The following is a 16,688-nucleotide window of genomic DNA, read 5'->3' on the forward strand; positions in this document are numbered from 1 at the left end:
CAACAGATAATGGCTAAAGCAAACACAGCAGTTCGTGTACGCAAGAAAGTGCGCAAGTCTGTTAGCGAAGGCATCGTGCACGTGCACGCTTCGTTCAACAACACCATCATCACGATCACCGACCGTCAAGGCAATGCATTGTCTTGGGCTACCTCTGGCGGCGCTGGTTTTAAGGGCTCGCGCAAGAGTACACCCTTTGCCGCTCAGGTAGCTGCAGAGCACGCTGGTAAAGTTGCCCAAGAATACGGTGTGAAGAACCTCGAAGTTCGTATCAAGGGCCCGGGTCCGGGTCGTGAATCCGCTGTTCGCGCACTCAACGCGCTGGGTTTCAAGATCACCAGCATCTCCGACGTGACGCCGGTACCGCACAACGGTTGCCGTCCGCCCAAAAAACGTCGTATCTAATTCGGAGAGTGTGAGAACATGGCACGTTATATCGGCCCTAAGTGTAAGCTCGCTCGTCGTGAAGGCACTGACCTTTTCCTGAAGAGCGCGCGTCGTGCACTGGATTCCAAGTGCAAACTGGATAGCCCTCCGGGCCAGCATGGCGCTCGTAAGAGCCGCCTGTCTGACTACGGTGTGCAACTGCGTGAAAAGCAGAAGATCCGTCGTATTTACGGTGTACTCGAGCGCCAGTTCCGCAATTACTTTGCGGAAGCTGTGCGTCGCAAGGGCTCCACGGGTGAAAACCTGCTGAAGCTGCTCGAGGCCCGCCTGGACAACGTTGTATATCGCATGGGCTTTGGCTCCACTCGCGCCGAAGCGCGCCAGCTGGTTAGCCACAAGGCTATCGTTGTGAACGGCCAGGTTGTGAACATTCCGTCCTACCAGGTTAAAGCCGGTGACGTAGTGTCCGTCCGTGAAAAAGCCAAGAAGCAGGCCCGTATCGTAGAAGGTCTGGCTCTGGCCGAGCAGGGTGGTTTCCCGTCTTGGGTCCTGGTTGACTCCAAGAAAATGGAAGGCACTTTCAAATCCGCTCCGGAACGTTCCGAACTGTCTAGCGATATCAACGAACAACTCGTTGTGGAATTCTACTCCAAGTAATCGCTAGCTCTTAGGGAATGACTATGCAAAACAGCGCTTCGGAATTTCTGAAACCTCGTCTTATCGACGTTCAGCCGGTTTCCGCCACTCACGCTCGTGTGTCGATGGAGCCGTTCGAGCGCGGCTACGCTCATACTCTGGGTAACTCGCTGCGCCGGATTCTGCTGTCGTCGATGCCGGGCTATGCTCCGACCGAAGTGACTATCGCTGGCGTTTTGCATGAGTATTCCGCACTTGATGGCGTGCGCGAGGATGTCGTTGACATCCTCCTCAACCTCAAGGGCGTAGTGCTTAAGCTGCATGGTCGTGACAGTGTTGTGCTGTCCTTGAAAAAGGACGGCGAAGGCGCTGTCTTGGCTGGCGATATCGAACTGCCGCACGATGTGGAAGTGATCAATCCGGACCACGTGATTTGTCACATCTCCTCTGGCGGTAAGATCGACATGGAGATCAAGATCGAAAAAGGCCGCGGCTATCAGCCGGTGTCGGTTCGATCCAATCATGAAGACAACCGTTCCATCGGTACCATTCAACTGGACGCTTCCTTCTCGCCGGTTCGCCGCGTGAGCTTCGCTGTGGAAAGCGCCCGTGTTGAGCAGCGTACCGACCTCGACCGCCTGGTTCTCGACATCGAGACCAATGGCGTGATCGAGCCGGAACAGGCAGTGCGCAACGCTGCCCGTATTCTGATGGATCAACTGTCGATCTTTGCCGATCTCCAAGGCACAGCGGTTGAAGAAGTCGTTGAAAAGGCGCCGCCGATCGATCCGATCCTGCTGCGTCCGGTAGACGATCTTGAACTGACGGTTCGTTCGGCCAACTGCCTGAAAGCTGAGAACATTTATTACATCGGCGATCTGATCCAGCGTACTGAAACCGAGCTTCTGAAGACTCCGAACCTCGGCCGCAAGTCGCTGAACGAGATCAAGGAAGTTCTCGCTTCCAAAGGCCTGACTCTCGGAATGAAACTCGAGAACTGGCCGCCTGCTGGCCTCGAAAAGCCGTAAGGTTTGAGATAAAAGGACATTAACAATGCGTCATCGTTACAGTAATCGTAAACTGAACCGCACGACCAGCCATCGTCTGGCGATGCTGCGTAACATGGCCAACTCGCTGCTGAAGCACGAAGTGATCGTGACCACGCTGCCGAAAGCCAAGGAACTGCGTCGTGTGGCCGAGCCGTTGATCACGCTCGGCAAAAAGCCGTCTCTCGCCAACCGTCGTCTGGCGTTTGACCGCACTCGTGACCGCGATATCGTGGTTAAACTCTTCGACGTTCTCGGCCCGCGCTTCTCCGCCCGCAACGGCGGCTATGTGCGTATCCTGAAGTACGGTTTCCGCAAGGGCGACAACGCCCCGATGGCTCTGGTAGAGCTGGTGGACCGTCCGGAAGATGCCGTAGCGGTTGAAGACAACTCCGCCGAGTAATCGACGAAGTTGAGGAAAAAGCCAGGCGCAAGCCTGGCTTTTTTCATTGCCGGACAAGAAAAGACCCGCCTTGAGCGGGTTTTTTCCTGTCCGGCGGCCTGGCGGGAGAACGGCCTAAAAAATCGACAAGCCGGTGCGGGTGGTGAAGCGGTCCAGCGCCTCCAGGCCCAGCACCGAATTGCCCTTGCCGTCCAGTTCCGGGCTCCATACCGCGATGCTCATCTTGCCGGGAATGATGGCGAGCATGCCGCCGCCGACGCCGCTTTTCACCGGCAGGCCGACGCGGTAGGCGAACTCGCCGGCGGCGTCGTAAGTGCCGCAGGTCAGCATCACCGCGTTGATCTGCTTGGCCTGGCTGCGGCTCAGCGATTGCCGGCCGTCGCGGGTGATGCCGTGGTTGGCGAGGAACAGGCCGGCGTTGGCCAATTCCACGCAGTTCATCGTGATGCTGCAGCTGTTGAAATACTGTTGCAGCACCGTCTCCACCTCGTTGTCGAGGTTGTCGTAGCTTTTCATGAAATGGGCCAGCGCCGCGTTGCGGTGGCCGTGGGCGCGCTCGGATTCGGCGACGCGGGCGTTGCCGCACAGCGTGGCGTTGCCCGACTCCTGGCGCAGGCGGGCCAGCAGCGCGCCGTGGGCGTCTTCGAAATGGCTGACGGCGCGGTCGGTGACCACCAGGGCGCCTGCGTTGATGAAGGGATTGCGCGGCACGCCGTCCTCGTACTCCAGCTGCACCAGCGAGTTGAACGGATTGCCGGACGGCTCCTTGCCAACGTGGCGCCACAGTTCCTCGCCGTCGGCTTCCAGCGTCAGCGCCAGCATGAAGGCCTTGGAAATGCTCTGGATGGAGAAGGGCACGGCGGCGTCGCCGCAGCGGTAGTGTTGACCGTCCAGGGTGGTGATGGCCATGCCGAACTGGCGCGGGGGCACCTCGGCCAGCGCCGGGATGTAGTCGGCGACGCGGCCCTGGCCGTAATAGGCGGCGACTTCGCCGTGGATTTGATCGAGCAGTTCTTGCAAATTCATGAATCTATTCAGCATAAATCGGTAATAACGCCGGCGGACCGGCGTCGGAAAATCAGAATTCGTAGCGGGTTTCCAGCACGCTGAACTCGGCGCCCAACTCCAGCACGCCTTCATTGCGCGGCACCAGGTTGACGCCGAAACAGACCCCTTCCGGCAAAGTGCGGATGCTGACCAGGGTGCGCAGAGGCTGCTGTTCCGGCGATTTGATCCCGGTGTCCGGGTCCACCGTAGTCAGCACGCAGCGCGAGCAGGGTTTGGCGACGTCGAACACCACCTCGCCGATCTGCACCACCTTCCAATCGTCTTCTTCCCAGGCGTAATCGCCGCTGACCACCAGATTGGGGCGGAAATGGCGCAGCGACACCGGCTGGTCCAGCTCGTCGTTGAGGGCGTCCAGCGAGGCCTGGTTCACCAGCAGATAAGGATAGCCGTCGGCGAAGGACATCTCGTGGTCGCGGTCCTTCAAGCGGCGGTTGGAGCGCATGCCCAGCCACAGCAGCCGGCAGGGTTCGCCCAGCACTTCGCCGAACCAGTGATCGACGGCGGCGTCGCCGTGATAGGCGGCGAAGTTGTCCTTCCACACCGTGGCCGGCGCTTCTTGCTGGTATTGAGTGCTCATCGCCAGCACCGGCGCCTTGTCCGGGAACTTGAACAGCGCGCCGCCGGGTATCAGATCCACCTCCACGCGCACCAGCTGCGGGTGGGAGCGGGCGGTGAAGAAGCGGCCGTTGTCGCCGGCCAGCAGCCATTCGCGGTCATGCAGCAGGCCCTGCTTGCCGGCGAAGGCGCGGCTGTAGGACAGGCCGCGACAGGATTTCAACGGATGGACGAACATTTCGACAAGTTGCATGGAGGGCTCCGCTAAGCTGTGGTTACGGCATGTTATCACTGCGGCGGGCAACTCAGAAAATCCCACAGCCGACGATCCTGGCTGAAGGCGACGTTGAAGCGCAGCCAGTCCGAGGGCATGCCGTAGGCGCGGAACAGATGGCCCGGAGCGAGCAGGATCTTGTGCTGCTGCGCCTGTTCGGCCAACTGCCTGGCGTCCAGTTCCCCGGGCGGCCGCGCCAGCAGGAACAGGCCGTTGTCCGGCCGCGCGAACAACTGCCAGCCGTGTTCGAGGAAGAGCTGCTGGCATTGCGCCTGCGCTTCGGCCAGCCGCGCGCGCAGCCGCTCCAGCTGGCGGCGATAGCGGCCCTCGGACACCAGTTCCAGCGCCAGCCTCTCGTTCAGTTCCGGCGAGGTCAGCCCGGACATCATCTTGTAGTGGACGATGCGCTCGAGCAGCTCGGACTGGCCGCACAGATAGCCGACGCGCAGCCCCGGCGACAGCGATTTGGAGAAGCTGTCGATATAGAGCACGCGCTTGAGCCCGTCCAGCGCCGCCAGCGCGGGCTGGCGGCCGCCGGCGAAGTCCGCGGAAACATTGTCCTCCACGATCAGGAAATCGTGTTCCTCGGCCAGCCGCAGCACCTGGTGGGCGACGGACGGCGAGTAGCTGGCGCCGGTGGGGTTTTGCAGCCAGGGATTGGTGAAGAAGGCCCGCGGCCGGTGTTGGCGCAGCAGCGCGCGCAGCGCTTCGAGATCGGGCCCGTGTTCGGTCCACGGCACCGGCACCAGCTTGAACTCGCGAAAGGCCAGGCAGGACAGCAGATTGCAATAGCCGGGATCGTCCACCAGCACGGTGTCTCCGGCCTGCAGCAGCGCGCAGGCCGCCATGTCCAGCGCGCGGCTGGCGCCCTGGGTCAGCGCGATGTCGTCGGCGCGGGCCGGGATGCCGCGTTCGGCCAGCCGGTCGGCCAGATGCTCGCGCAAGGGCTGAAAGCCCTTGGGGTCGCCGTAGCCGGGCGCGGCGACGGCGTCGCGGGCCAGTTGCCGCAGCGCTTTTTGCTGGGCTTCGGCGTCGTACCAGTGCGAGGGAAGCCAGCCGCAGCCGGCGAACAGGGTATTGGCGTCCTGCTGGTAAATCTTGCGCAGCAGCCAGTATTCGTCCACCGGCCAGACGCGCGGCGCGGCGGGCAGTTCGGGCGGCCGGCTTTCCCGCCTCGCCTCCACGTAAAAGCCGGAGCCCGGCCGCGCCGCCAGATAGCCCAGGGTCACCAGCCTATCGTAGGCCTCGACCACGGTGAATGGGCTGACGCCCAGCTCCCCGGCCATTCTGCGAATAGATGGGATTTTTGCACCGTTGCGCCACTGGCCGCATTGGATGGCGGAAATAGCTGAATTAACGATGTTTTCCACCAATGTAATGCCATCCGCAGGCATAAGATTCAGGCTGGCCATTGCGCGTTATTTGAGCATCATTGATATTGGGCCTGTCCGTTGAGAACAGCTTGTGATAAATATCTCGTCATAAGCCGGATGGCATGTTGCAGCCGTCAATCTGTATGTTTTTTGTTGAGCTTTGCAGGCGAAACGGCTAAGACAAGAACAGAGCCTACCGGCATCGAGAATGATCATAACAGCGCTTTGTCGTGAATTGACAAGCAATCGCGGCAAGCCAAGTCGAATTGGGGATGGAGGACGGAAATGCGCTCTTTGCGTGTAAAGTTGATTGTATTCATTGCGGTGTTGCTGGTTTTGCTGGGCGCCATCATTACGACCTTGGTGTATACCCAGATGCGCAACGAGATTGTCCAGGGCGTGGATAACGAACTGTCCAGCACCTCGCGCGGCTACGCCAATCTGGTCAAGGATTGGTACGGCAGCAAGGTCAAGGTGGTGATCGCCGGCAATCCGGTGGTGGGCACGCCGGAACCGATGCCGATGCTGGCGCGCCTGAGCCAGGCCGGCGGCTACGACATGACCTATATCGGCACCGCCGACCACAAAATGATCCGTTCCGACTTCAAGCCGCAGCCGGCGGGCTACGATCCGGTGGCGCGTCCCTGGTATCAGCAGGCCCAGGCCAGCGGCAAGCCGGGCGTGTCCGATCCCTATGTCGATTTCGACACCAAGAAGCTGGTGGTGACCTTTGTTTCGCCGGTGTTCGACGGCTCCACGCTGAAGGCGGTGGTGGGCGGCGACATCTTCATCGACGATCTGGTCAAGACCGTACTGTCCGCCAAGCTGCGCGGCAACGGCTACGCCTTCCTGGTGGACAAGAGCGGCAAGGTGATCGCCCACCCCGACACCACCTTGACGTTGAAGCCGCTGGCGGAAAAAGTGCCGGCGCTGTCCGCCGAGAAGCTGGTGCAGTTGTCCACCAGCAGCGCGATGGAGGAGATCGAGGTCAACGGCGAAGCCAAGCTGGTGCAAGTGGACCCGGTGGAGGGCACCAACTGGCTGCTGGGCGTGATGATAGACAAGTCCGTGGTCAGCGAGCCGCTGGAAAAACTGTTGCTGACCGTAGTGGGCCTGGGCGCGCTGTGCGTGGTGGTGCTGATCCCGGTGGCCAGCGTGATGCTGAGCAAGATGTTGGCCGGCCTGGGCCGCTTGCGCAACGCGATGCTGGAGATTTCCAAGGGCGAGGGCGATTTGACCCGCCGCATCGAAGTGCAGGGCCAGGATGAGATCGCCGAGACCGCCACCGCGTTCAACAGCTTCATCCAGCGTCTGCAAAGCATGTTCGTGGCGGTGCGCACCGAGGCGGAAAACGTCACCAACGGCGTGCAGAGCGTGGCCACCACCGTGGACCAGGTGGCGCGCGATTCCCGGCAGATTTCCGACGTGTCCAGCTCCAACGCCGCGACGCTGGAAGAGATCACCGTCAGCATTTCCCACATCGCCGACGCCGCGCGCGAGGCGGACTCGCTGGTCAACCACACCGGCACCGTGTCCAGCGAAAGCGCGGACGAGATGCAGCGCATCTCCCGCGAGATGAACAGCACGGTGGAGGCGGTGAAGGGCTTGTCCGGCATGTTGGTGTCGCTGGATCAGCGTTCGCAACAGATCAGCGGCATCACCAATGTGATCAAGGACATCGCCGATCAGACCAATTTGCTGGCCTTGAACGCGGCGATCGAGGCGGCGCGCGCCGGCGAAATGGGCCGCGGCTTCGCGGTGGTGGCGGACGAAGTGCGCAAGCTGGCCGAGCGCACCGGCCAGGCCACGGTGGAGATTTCCAGCATGGTCAGCACCATCCGCGAGGAAACCAGCCAGGCGGTGACCAATATGCAGCGCACCGTCAGCTCGGTGGACGACGGCGTGGAGCTGACCGACAGCGCGGTGCAGCGCATCGAGCAGATCCAGCAAGCGATGCAGGAGGTGATGGCCAAGATGAACGAGATCACCTTGTCCACCAGCGAGCAGCACAAGGCCACCACCTTGATCGCGCAGAGCACCGAGCAGATCAACGGCCGCATCGTCGACAGCGACGGCGCCTTGCAGACCGTGCACGACACCTTGAACGACCTGTCGCAGGCGGCCAAGGACATGCGGCAGCTGTTCTCCAGCTTCCGCGTCTGAGAACCTGTTTATGATCTGCTGCGCGTCGGCGATACGGCGTTGAAACCGAGCTCAAAATGCTCATGTACCACGAGTACATTCCGCTTTTTCGCTCGTTTCCGCCTTGTCTCGCCTTAGCTCGCGAGATCGTAAACAGGCTCTGAGTCGATTAGCGCGACACCAAAAACCCGGCTGCGGCCGGGTTTTTTTCATGCTTGCGGACTGTACTGGCGATTTTGCCGATACGGGAATGGGCAAATCCGCGCAAACTGTACCTGTAATTGTATTGGTGGCCCGGCTAGATTAGTTGTCATCATTCGGCAGAGAGCCAGGGGAGACAACGATGAATCAGCCGCAGATGGACGCGTTCTGGATGCCGTTCACCGCCAACCGCCAGTTCAAGCGCGCGCCGCGCATGCTGGTGAGCGCCGACGGCATGTATTACACCGACGATCAGGGCCGCCAGATCCTGGACGGCAGCGCCGGCCTGTGGTGCGTGACCGCCGGCCACAACCGCAAGCCCATCGTCGAGGCGGTGCAGCGCCAGGTGGCGACGCTGGACTACGCGCCGCCGTTCCAGATGGCGCACCCGAAGGCTTTCGAGGCCGCCGACAAGCTGGTGGCGATGGCGCCCAAGGGCTTGAGCAAGGCTTTCTTCGTCGGCTCCGGCTCGGAGGCGGTGGACACCGCGCTGAAGATGGCGGTGGCTTACCACCGCGTGCGCGGCGACGCCGCCCGCGTCAAGCTGATCGGCCGCGAGCGCGGCTATCACGGCGTCAACTTCGGCGGCATTTCGGTGGGCGGCATGGCCGGCAACCGCAAGCACTTCCCGGTGTCCTTGCCGGCGGTGGACCATCTGCGCAGCACCCACGACCTGGCGCGCAACGCCTTCAGCCGCGGCGAACCGGAGCACGGCGCCGAGTTCGCCGACGAACTGGAAGCGCGGATCCTGACCCTGCACGACCCGTCCACCATCGCCGCCGTCATCGTCGAGCCGATGGCCGGCTCCACCGGTGTGCTGATTCCGCCCAAGGGCTATTTGCGGCGCCTGCGCGAAATCTGCGACCGCTACGGCATCCTGCTGATCTTCGACGAGGTGATCACCGGTTTCGGCCGCCTGGGCGCGGACTGGGCGGCGAACAAGTTCGGCGTGCTGCCGGACATCATCACCTGCGCCAAGGGCCTGACCAACGGCGTGGTGCCGATGGGCGCGCTGCTGGTGAAGCCGGAGATCCACGACGCCTTCATGGCCGCCGCCGGCGAGCGCATGATCGAGTTTCCGCACGGCTACACCTATTCCGCCCACCCGCTGGCCTGCGCCGCGGCGATCGCCTCGCTGGACCTGTACCGCGAGGAGCAGCTGTTCGAGCGCGCCGCCGGCCTGTCCGCTTATTTCGAGGAGCGCGCGCACGCCTTGCGCGGCCAGCCCTACGTCAAGGACATCCGCAACCTGGGCCTGGTGGCCGGCATCGAGCTGGACAGCCGCCCCGGCGCGGCCGGACAGCGTGGTTTCGACGCCTTCCTCAAATGCTGGGAACAAGGCGTGCTGGTGCGCTTCACCGGCGACATCCTGGCGGTTTCGCCGCCGCTGATCATTGAGAAACACGAGATCGACCGGCTGTTCGACACCATCGCCGCCGCCTTGCGCGCCTGCGAATAAACACGGCAGCGCGTTAACCCATTCAAATCGGAACCACCCATGCAAACCATTCCTCACTACATCGGCGGCGAACGCTGCGAAGGCCGCAGCGGCCGCTTTGGCGATGTCTACAACCCGGCGCTGGGCAGCGTCGCCGCCCGCGTGCCGCTGGCCAGCCCGGACGAGGTCCAGGCCGCGGTGGCGGCGGCGCGCAAGGCCTTCCCGGCCTGGGCGGAAACCTCGCCGCTGAAGCGCGCGCGGGTGATGTTCAAATTCAAGGAGCTGCTGGAGCAGAACCAGCAGCGGCTGGCGGCGCTGATTTCCAGCGAGCACGGCAAGGTGGTGTCGGACGCCATCGGCGAAGTCGCCCGCGGCCTGGAAGTGGTGGAGTTCGCCTGCGGCATCCCCCAGTTGCTGAAGGGCGAGTTCACCGAGCAAGTGGGCGGCGGCATCGACAGCCATTCCATGCGCCAGCCGCTGGGCGTGGTGGCCGGCATCACCCCGTTCAACTTCCCGGCCATGGTGCCGCTGTGGATGTTCCCGGTGGCGCTGGCCTGCGGCAACTGCTTCATCCTCAAGCCGTCCGAGCGCGACCCGTCCGCCGCTTTGTTGCTGGCCGAGCTGCTGCAGCAGGCCGGCCTGCCGGCCGGGGTGTTCAATGTGGTGCACGGCGACAAGCAGGCGGTGGACGCCTTGCTCGGCCACCCGGACATCGCCGCGCTCAGTTTCGTCGGCTCCACGCCCATCGCCCAGTACATCTACGAAACCGGCGCGCGCCACGGCAAGCGGGTGCAGGCGCTGGGCGGCGCCAAGAACCACCTGGTGGTGATGCCGGACGCGGACCTGGACGGCGCGGTGGAGGCGCTGATCGGCGCCGCCTACGGCTCGGCCGGCGAGCGCTGCATGGCGATCTCGGTGGTGCTGGCGGTGGGCGATATCGGCGACGCGCTGGTGGAGCGGCTGGCCGAACGGGCGCGTAATCTGAAGATAGGCGTGGGCGACGACGCGGCGGCGGAAATGGGGCCGCTGGTGACGCGCCAGCATTTGGACAAGGTGACGGGCTATGTAGCTCAGGGCGTGGCCGAAGGCGCGCAACTGCTGGTGGATGGCCGCGGCTATCGCCATCCGGGCCACGAGGACGGCTTTTTCCTCGGCGGCTGCCTGTTCGACCACGTGACGCCGGAGATGACCATCTACAAGGAGGAAATCTTCGGGCCGGTGCTGGCGGTGGTGCGGGTGCCGGACTTCGACAGCGCGGTCAGCCTGATCAACGCCCATCCCTTCGCCAACGGCACCAGCATCTTCACCCGTTCCGGCGGCGCCGCGCGCGAATTCAGCCACCGCATCCAGGTGGGCATGGTGGGCGTCAATGTGCCGATTCCGGTGCCGATGGCTTTCCACAGCTTCGGCGGCTGGAAGGCTTCGCTGTTCGGCGATCACCATATGCACGGCCCGGAGGGCGTGCGTTTCTATACCCGAATGAAGACGGTGACCAGCCGCTGGCCGGCCAAGATGACCGCCGAATTCGTGATGCCGACGATGAAGTGAGGCGGCGCGGACTGAATCCTAAGGAATGACGACCCTGAGCGCGGGGATGACCGCTCGCGTTCAGTTTGACCCGGAGCAATCCGGGTTTTTTTATGCTGTTGATATTTTCGGAAAAAATGTATCAAATTAGGATTAATCGCATAAAAAGAGCGATGGGCGCTGTCTAGAATAAGCTAACAAGGTGTGGGGAGATGGAGATGAACAAAACAACAATGAGCCTGCGCGGCCGCTTGCTGCTGCTCTTGGTGGCGATGGCGCTGCTGGTGACGGCGATAGGCGTGCTGTCGGTGATGCGCGAGCGCGACACCATGTTGCAGGACCGCAAGGACAAGACGCGCAATCTGGTGGAGTCGGCGGCGGCGCTGGTGAGCTCCTACGAGAAGATGGCGGCGGACGGCAAGATGAGCGAACCGCAGGCCAAGCAGCTGGCGGCGGCGGCGCTGAGCAGCATGCGCTACGACGAGCGCGAGTATTTCTTCGCCTTCGACAAGGGCCTGACCTATGTCGCCCACGGCGTGAAGCCGGCCTTGATCGGCAAGAACCTGCACGGAGTTAAAGAGGGCAGCGGCCAGGACATGGGCCAGCTGTTCGACCAGGCGCTGAGCGCAGGCGGCGGCAAGGGTTACGCCGGCTACGTCTGGGACAAGCCGGGCTTCGACGCGCCGCAGCCCAAGATCTCCTATTTGATGACCTCGCCCGGCTGGGGCTGGGTGCTGGGCACCGGCATCTATCTGGACGACGTGGCCGCCGCCTATCACAAATCGCTGTTCAATCTGGCGCTGGAGGTCGGCGTGATCCTGCTGCTGCTGGCCGGCCTGGGCGGCTACATCATGCGCAGCGTGCTGGGCCAGCTGGGCGGCGAGCCGGCGGTCACCGTGGACATCGTCAAGCGCATCGCCGCCGGCCAGCTGGATATGGAGGTGCCGGTGAAGAACGGCGACCGGGACAGCCTGCTGGCCAATGTGGCCGGCATGCAGGGGCAGTTGCGGCAGCTGGTGGGCGACATCGCCGCCGCCGCCAACCGGGTGTCGGAGATGAGCGCCGACGTCAGCAGCCATGCCAGCGAGGTGGCCAACGGCTCGGAGCAGCAGAGCGAGGCGGCCACCTCGATGGCGGCGTCGATAGAAGAGCTGACCGTCAGCATCAACCATATTTCCGACCGCGCCCAGGACGCCCGCAATCTGTCCGAACAGTCCGGCGAATCGTCGCAGCAGGGCAGCGAGGTGATTTCGCGCGCGGTGGCGGAGATGCGCCGCATCAATGAATCGGTGGAACTGGCCGCCGGCACCATCAACGAGCTGGTGGACAAGGCGCAGGTGATCTCCGGCATCATGCAGGTGATCAAGGACATCGCCGACCAGACCAATCTCTTGGCCTTGAACGCGGCGATCGAGGCGGCGCGCGCCGGCGAGCAGGGCCGCGGCTTCGCGGTGGTGGCGGACGAGGTGCGCAAGCTGTCCGAGCGCACCGCCCAGGCCACCGAGGAGATCGCCGGCATGATAGCCGAGATTCAGCAAAGCTCCACCCAGTCGCACGGCTCGATGGAAGAGGCGGTGCGGCGCGCCAAGAACGGCCTGGAACTGGCCGAGCAGGGCGGCGCGGCGGTGAGCGAGATCCGTCAGAGCGCCGGCGGGGTGCTGGGCGTGGTCAACGACATCTCCCACGCGCTGAAGGAACAGGGCACCGCCAGCCAGGACATCGCCCAATACGTCGAGCAGATCGCGATGAGTTCCAGCAAGAACGCGCAGGCGGCGTCCACCGCCTCGGCGGCGCTGGCGGACATGCGCCAGCTGGCCGGCAATCTGCGCGGGCTGGTGTCGCGCTTCCGCTGTTGAGCGCCGCCGCGCTAGGCCGCCTTAGAACCGGTTTTTAGAACGTGTTTACGATCTCGCGAGCAAGAGCGAGACAAGGCGAAAACCGCTGAGAAAGCGGAATGTACAAGTGGTACATGAGCATTTCGAAGCGGTACTCACCGTGTAACGCTCCACGCAGCGCAGCAGATCGTAAACAGGTTCTTAGCGGCCGATCTCGGTGCGCACGTCCAGCAGTTCCGGGAAGAAGGTCAGCTCCAGCGCCTGCTTGAGGAAGCGCACGCCGCTGGAGCCGCCGGTGCCCTGCTTGAAGCCGATCACCCGCTCCACCGTCTTCATGTGGCGGAAGCGCCACAGGTGGAAGTATTCCTCCACGTCCACCAGCTTTTCCGCCATCTCATAGGCTTCCCAGTGTTGTTGGGGCTGGTCGTAAATGGTCTTGAACAGCGGGATCAGTTCCGGATTGCGCTGATAGGGCTGCGACCAGTCGCGCTCCAGGCTGGAGGCCGGCACCGGCAGGCCGCGCCGCGCCAGGTGGCGCAGGAATTCGTCGTAGAGGCTGGGCGCGTCCAGAATGGCTTTCAGCGCCGCGTGCTTGTCCGGCTCATGGGCGAACACGTTCAGCATCGCCTGGTTCTTGTTGCCCAGCAGGAATTCGATGGAGCGGTATTGGTGCGACTGAAAACCGGAGGAGTTGCCCAGCACGTCGCGGAATTCCATGTACTCGGACGGCGTCAGCGTTTCCAGCACCGCCCATTGTTCGAACAGCAGGCGCTGGATCTGTTTGACCCGCGCCAGGCATTTGAAGCTGGGGCCCAGCGTGTCCTGCTGGACGAAGCGCACCGCGGCCTGCAACTCGTGCAGCATCAGCTTCATCCACAATTCCGACGTCTGATGCTGGATCACGAACAGCAACTCGTCGTGGTGCGGCGGGTTGGACAGCGGCTTCTGGCAGGCCAGCAATTCGTCCAGGCACAGATAGCCGCCGTAGCTCATGCGCTCGGAAAAGTTGGTGACGATCCCGGCTTCCAGTTTTCTCTCGTTCATGGTTTTTCCCTTGTAGAGGCGGCGCGTCTTTCTTGGTGTGGTTCCGGTGCGGGACCGGTTCGCGCCGCCGGCGAATGATGATCGGGAATCCGGGGCCGAATGTCAAAACGCGCGATGTTCCGGTGAGGAAACATCGCGCGTTTTCAAGGCGAAGGCGGCAAGGCTCAGGGCCGGTGCTTGCGGCCCAGCAGCATGGCCAGCAGCAGCAGCGCCGCGCAGCCGATCAAGACCGGCGCGTTGCCGTGGCGCATATAGGGGGTCAGCCCCTGGCGGCCCTGGGCGAAGCCCTGCAGCACCTGGCGGGTGTAGGGCGCCGCCACCGAGGCGATCTCGCCGTCCGGACGGATGATGGCGGTCATGCCGTTATTGGTGGCGCGCAGCATGTAGCGGCCGTTTTCCAGCGCGCGCGCCTGGGACAGCTGCAGATGCTGGCTCATCGCCACGCTCTTGCCGAACCAGGCCAGATTGCTGACGTTGGCCATGATGCTGGCCTGGGAGGCCGGGCCTATCAACTCCTCGCCGAAGCTGTCCTCGTAGCAGACGTTGAAGGCGATTTTCTCGCCGGCCAGCGCCAACGGCGGCTGATTGGCGCCGCCGCTGCTGAAGCCGGACATCGGCATATTCATGAACTGGTAGATCCAGCCTATCAGCCCCGGCACCGGGATGAATTCGCCAAAGGGCACCAGGTGGTCCTTGGCGAAATACGGACGGCCCGGCGTGGTCAGCGCCACCACCGCGTTCAAATAGCCGCGGCCGTCGTTGGTGCGGCGGGGCACGCCGGTGGCCAGCGCCATGCCGGCGCGCTGGGCCTGGCCTTCCATCATGCTCAGATAGCCGGAGGGCAGGTCGTCGAGGAAGAGCGGCAGCGCGGTTTCCGGCAGCAGCATCAGGTCGGCGCGGGCGGTGGCCACTTGCTGGTAATACACGCGCAGCGACTCTTCCAGGTTTTCCGGCGACCATTTCAGCTCCTGGGCGATATTGCCCTGGGCCAGCGCCACGCTGATCGGCTTGCCCTGCGGCTGAGTCCATTCGATGCTTTTCAGCCAGAAGCCGTTGCCCCACACCGCCAGCGCGGCGATCAGCAGGCCGGCGCGCATCTTCCAGCCGCTGTGGACCATCAGCGCCAGCGCGCCGGCGGACAGCGCCACCAGATAGCTGACCAGGTGGGAGCCGCCCAGCGGCGTGTAGCCGGCCAGCGGGCTTTCGGTGATCTGCGAATAGCCGGCGGCGGCCCAGGGGAAGCCGGTCAGCACCCAGCCGCGCAGCCATTCCCCCAGCTCCCACAGCGCCGGAAAGGCCAGCAGCCAGCGCTGCCACGGCTTGGCGGTGACGCGGGCGCTCAGCCACATCGCGAGGCCGGGGTAGAGCGCCAGATAGGCGGGCAGCAACAGCACCAGCGGCAAGGCGATCCAGACCGGCAGGCCGGCCACGTCGTGCAGGCTGTTGTAGATCCAGTTGAAGTTGCTGGTGTAGGCGGCCAGGCCCCAGACATAGCCGATCCAGAACGCGCGTTGCGGGTGGCGCTGGGTCAGATCCGCCAGCGCCGCCAGCGACAGCGGCATGATCCAGAACAGCCGGTAGGGGGCGAAGGCGAACAGTGTGAGGCTGCCAGCCAAGGCGGCTGCCAGCAGGACCAGTAAAGTGCGCATGGTAGGCATCAGGCGAAGCCGGCCGGCAAAAGCCGGCCGACGGATTGTCAAATGGCTGATATTCATCTTAGAAACGGGAGGCGCGGGCACCAAGTGCTATCCGGCCTCCGGCGCCCGCAGGCTGTTCTAGCGTTCATGGTTTCGTGAGCCGGAGCGAGGCAAGGCCTTGCGGCTGAGGACCAGGAATGGACATGCGGCGCATGCGCGTTCCGAAGTGACTCGCCGCGCGGCGCCTCGCGCCGGATCGTCAACCGCTTCAGACCTCGCTGGTCTCGCCGGCTTGTATCCGCTCCACCAGCAGGGTGTCGACGCGGCGGTTGTCGGCGCGCAACACGGTGAAGCGCAGGCCGGAGGCTTCCACCGCCTCGCCGCGCTTGGGCAGATGGCCGGTCAGCGAGATCACCAGGCCGCCGACGGTGTCGACGTCGTCGTCTTCGAAATCGGTTTCAAAGTAATGGTTGAAGTCCTCGATTTCGGTCAGCGCCTTGACCCGGTAGCGTTGATGGCCGCGCACCGGCAGGATGTCTTCCTCGTCGTCCTCGGTGTCGTATTCGTCCTCGATGTCGCCGACGATCTGCTCGATCACGTCCTCGATGGTCACCAGGCCGGACACGCCGCCGTATTCGTCCACCACCACCGCCATGTGGTTGTGGGTGGCGCGGAAATCGCGCAGCAGCACGTTCAGCGGCTTGGATTCCGGCACGAACACCGCCGGGCGCAGCACCGCCTTCAAGTCGAAGCTGGCCGGCGCGTGGAAATAGCGCAACAGTTCCTTGGCCAACAGAATGCCCAGCACGTCGTCCTTGCTGTCGCCTATCACCGGAAAGCGCGAGTGTCCGGAGTCGATCACCATAGGCAGGAAGCGGGTGATCGGGTCGTCGCAGCTGATCACGTTCATCTGGCTGCGCGGAATCATCACGTCGCGCACGGTCAGCTCGCTGACTTCCAGCACGCCCTCGATCATGCCGAGCGCTTCCGCGTCCAGCAGATTGCGCTCGAAGGCGTTGTGCAAGAGTTCGATCAACTCTTCGCGATCTTCCGGCTCGCGCAGCAACATGGTGGACAGGCGTTCCAGCCAAGTCGGCCGCGGTTTACTGGGGTCTTCCATTT

Annotated in this window: 14 protein-coding genes; 8 read left to right on the forward strand and 6 right to left on the reverse strand. The window is 63.4% G+C overall.

Translation table 11 applies throughout. The features are described from left to right. The first annotated feature begins 9 nt into the window (after window positions 1–9). From rpsK to rplQ, 4 genes are read left to right on the forward strand one after another with little or no spacing between them, the layout of a single operon-like run. A complete protein-coding gene (rpsK, locus tag VK98_RS08920; RefSeq protein WP_008955659.1) occupies window positions 10–405 on the forward strand; it encodes a 30S ribosomal protein S11 in 396 nt (131 codons plus the stop codon). Between the two features lie 18 nt (window positions 406–423). Further along, entirely contained in the window at window positions 424–1,044 is a 621-nt protein-coding gene (gene rpsD, locus VK98_RS08925; protein WP_043594097.1) for a 30S ribosomal protein S4, read from the forward strand. A 23-nt stretch (window positions 1,045–1,067) separates the two neighbouring features. Continuing rightward, window positions 1,068–2,051 carry a DNA-directed RNA polymerase subunit alpha gene (rpoA, locus tag VK98_RS08930; RefSeq protein WP_039755788.1) on the forward strand — a complete coding sequence of 328 codons (984 nt, stop codon included), beginning with the start codon at window positions 1,068–1,070 and terminating at the stop codon, window positions 2,049–2,051. A 25-nt stretch (window positions 2,052–2,076) separates the two neighbouring features. Further along, entirely contained in the window at window positions 2,077–2,472 is a 396-nt protein-coding gene (rplQ, locus tag VK98_RS08935) for a 50S ribosomal protein L17 (RefSeq protein ID WP_048411916.1), read from the forward strand. Between the two features lie 114 nt (window positions 2,473–2,586). Here rplQ and VK98_RS08940 read toward each other — a convergent pair whose 3' ends face one another. The 3 genes from VK98_RS08940 to VK98_RS08950 are packed head-to-tail and all read right to left on the reverse strand — an operon-like array spanning window position 2,587 to window position 5,781. Next, on the reverse strand, window positions 2,587–3,498 hold the full coding sequence (locus tag VK98_RS08940; RefSeq protein ID WP_048413705.1) for a glutaminase: 912 nt from the start codon (window positions 3,496–3,498) through the stop codon (window positions 2,587–2,589). A 52-nt stretch (window positions 3,499–3,550) separates the two neighbouring features. Beyond that, window positions 3,551–4,348 carry an MOSC domain-containing protein gene (locus VK98_RS08945; protein ID WP_048413706.1) on the reverse strand — a complete coding sequence of 266 codons (798 nt, stop codon included), beginning with the start codon at window positions 4,346–4,348 and terminating at the stop codon, window positions 3,551–3,553. 35 nt (window positions 4,349–4,383) lie between these two features. Continuing rightward, the gene (locus tag VK98_RS08950) at window positions 4,384–5,781 is read right to left on the reverse strand and encodes a PLP-dependent aminotransferase family protein (protein WP_048413707.1); all 1,398 of its coding nucleotides are present in this window, start codon (window positions 5,779–5,781) and stop codon (window positions 4,384–4,386) included. A 267-nt stretch (window positions 5,782–6,048) separates the two neighbouring features. Here VK98_RS08950 and VK98_RS08955 point away from each other — a divergent pair, with 267 nt between their 5' ends. The 4 genes from VK98_RS08955 to VK98_RS08970 all read left to right on the forward strand — a co-directional run bounded on the left by VK98_RS08955 (window position 6,049) and on the right by VK98_RS08970 (window position 12,906). Beyond that, complete coding sequence (locus tag VK98_RS08955) at window positions 6,049–7,905, forward strand: methyl-accepting chemotaxis protein (protein ID WP_053077298.1); 1,857 nt, start codon at window positions 6,049–6,051, stop codon at window positions 7,903–7,905. A 322-nt stretch (window positions 7,906–8,227) separates the two neighbouring features. Then, window positions 8,228–9,544: an aspartate aminotransferase family protein gene (locus VK98_RS08960; RefSeq protein WP_048413709.1), complete on the forward strand. Its 1,317-nt coding sequence runs from the start codon at window positions 8,228–8,230 to the stop codon at window positions 9,542–9,544. 39 nt (window positions 9,545–9,583) lie between these two features. After that, entirely contained in the window at window positions 9,584–11,071 is a 1,488-nt protein-coding gene (locus VK98_RS08965; RefSeq protein ID WP_048413710.1) for a CoA-acylating methylmalonate-semialdehyde dehydrogenase, read from the forward strand. Between the two features lie 197 nt (window positions 11,072–11,268). Beyond that, a complete protein-coding gene (locus VK98_RS08970) occupies window positions 11,269–12,906 on the forward strand; it encodes a methyl-accepting chemotaxis protein (RefSeq protein WP_156187799.1) in 1,638 nt (545 codons plus the stop codon). Between the two features lie 180 nt (window positions 12,907–13,086). Here VK98_RS08970 and kynA read toward each other — a convergent pair whose 3' ends face one another. The 3 genes from kynA to VK98_RS08985 all read right to left on the reverse strand — a co-directional run bounded on the left by kynA (window position 13,087) and on the right by VK98_RS08985 (window position 16,686). Next, window positions 13,087–13,929, reverse strand: a complete 843-nt coding sequence (gene kynA, locus VK98_RS08975; protein ID WP_048413712.1) for a tryptophan 2,3-dioxygenase — start codon at window positions 13,927–13,929, stop codon at window positions 13,087–13,089. A gap of 164 nt (window positions 13,930–14,093) precedes the next feature. After that, the gene (lnt, locus tag VK98_RS08980) at window positions 14,094–15,578 is read right to left on the reverse strand and encodes an apolipoprotein N-acyltransferase (RefSeq protein ID WP_053077299.1); all 1,485 of its coding nucleotides are present in this window, start codon (window positions 15,576–15,578) and stop codon (window positions 14,094–14,096) included. Window positions 15,579–15,834: 256 nt separating this feature from the next. After that, a complete protein-coding gene (locus VK98_RS08985; protein WP_048413713.1) occupies window positions 15,835–16,686 on the reverse strand; it encodes an HlyC/CorC family transporter in 852 nt (283 codons plus the stop codon). Window positions 16,687–16,688: the final 2 nt, after the last annotated feature.

Origin of the sequence: Chromobacterium sp. LK11 (genome assembly GCF_001043705.1) — a bacterium.
Classification (GTDB): Bacteria; Pseudomonadota; Gammaproteobacteria; order Burkholderiales; family Chromobacteriaceae; genus Chromobacterium; species Chromobacterium alkanivorans.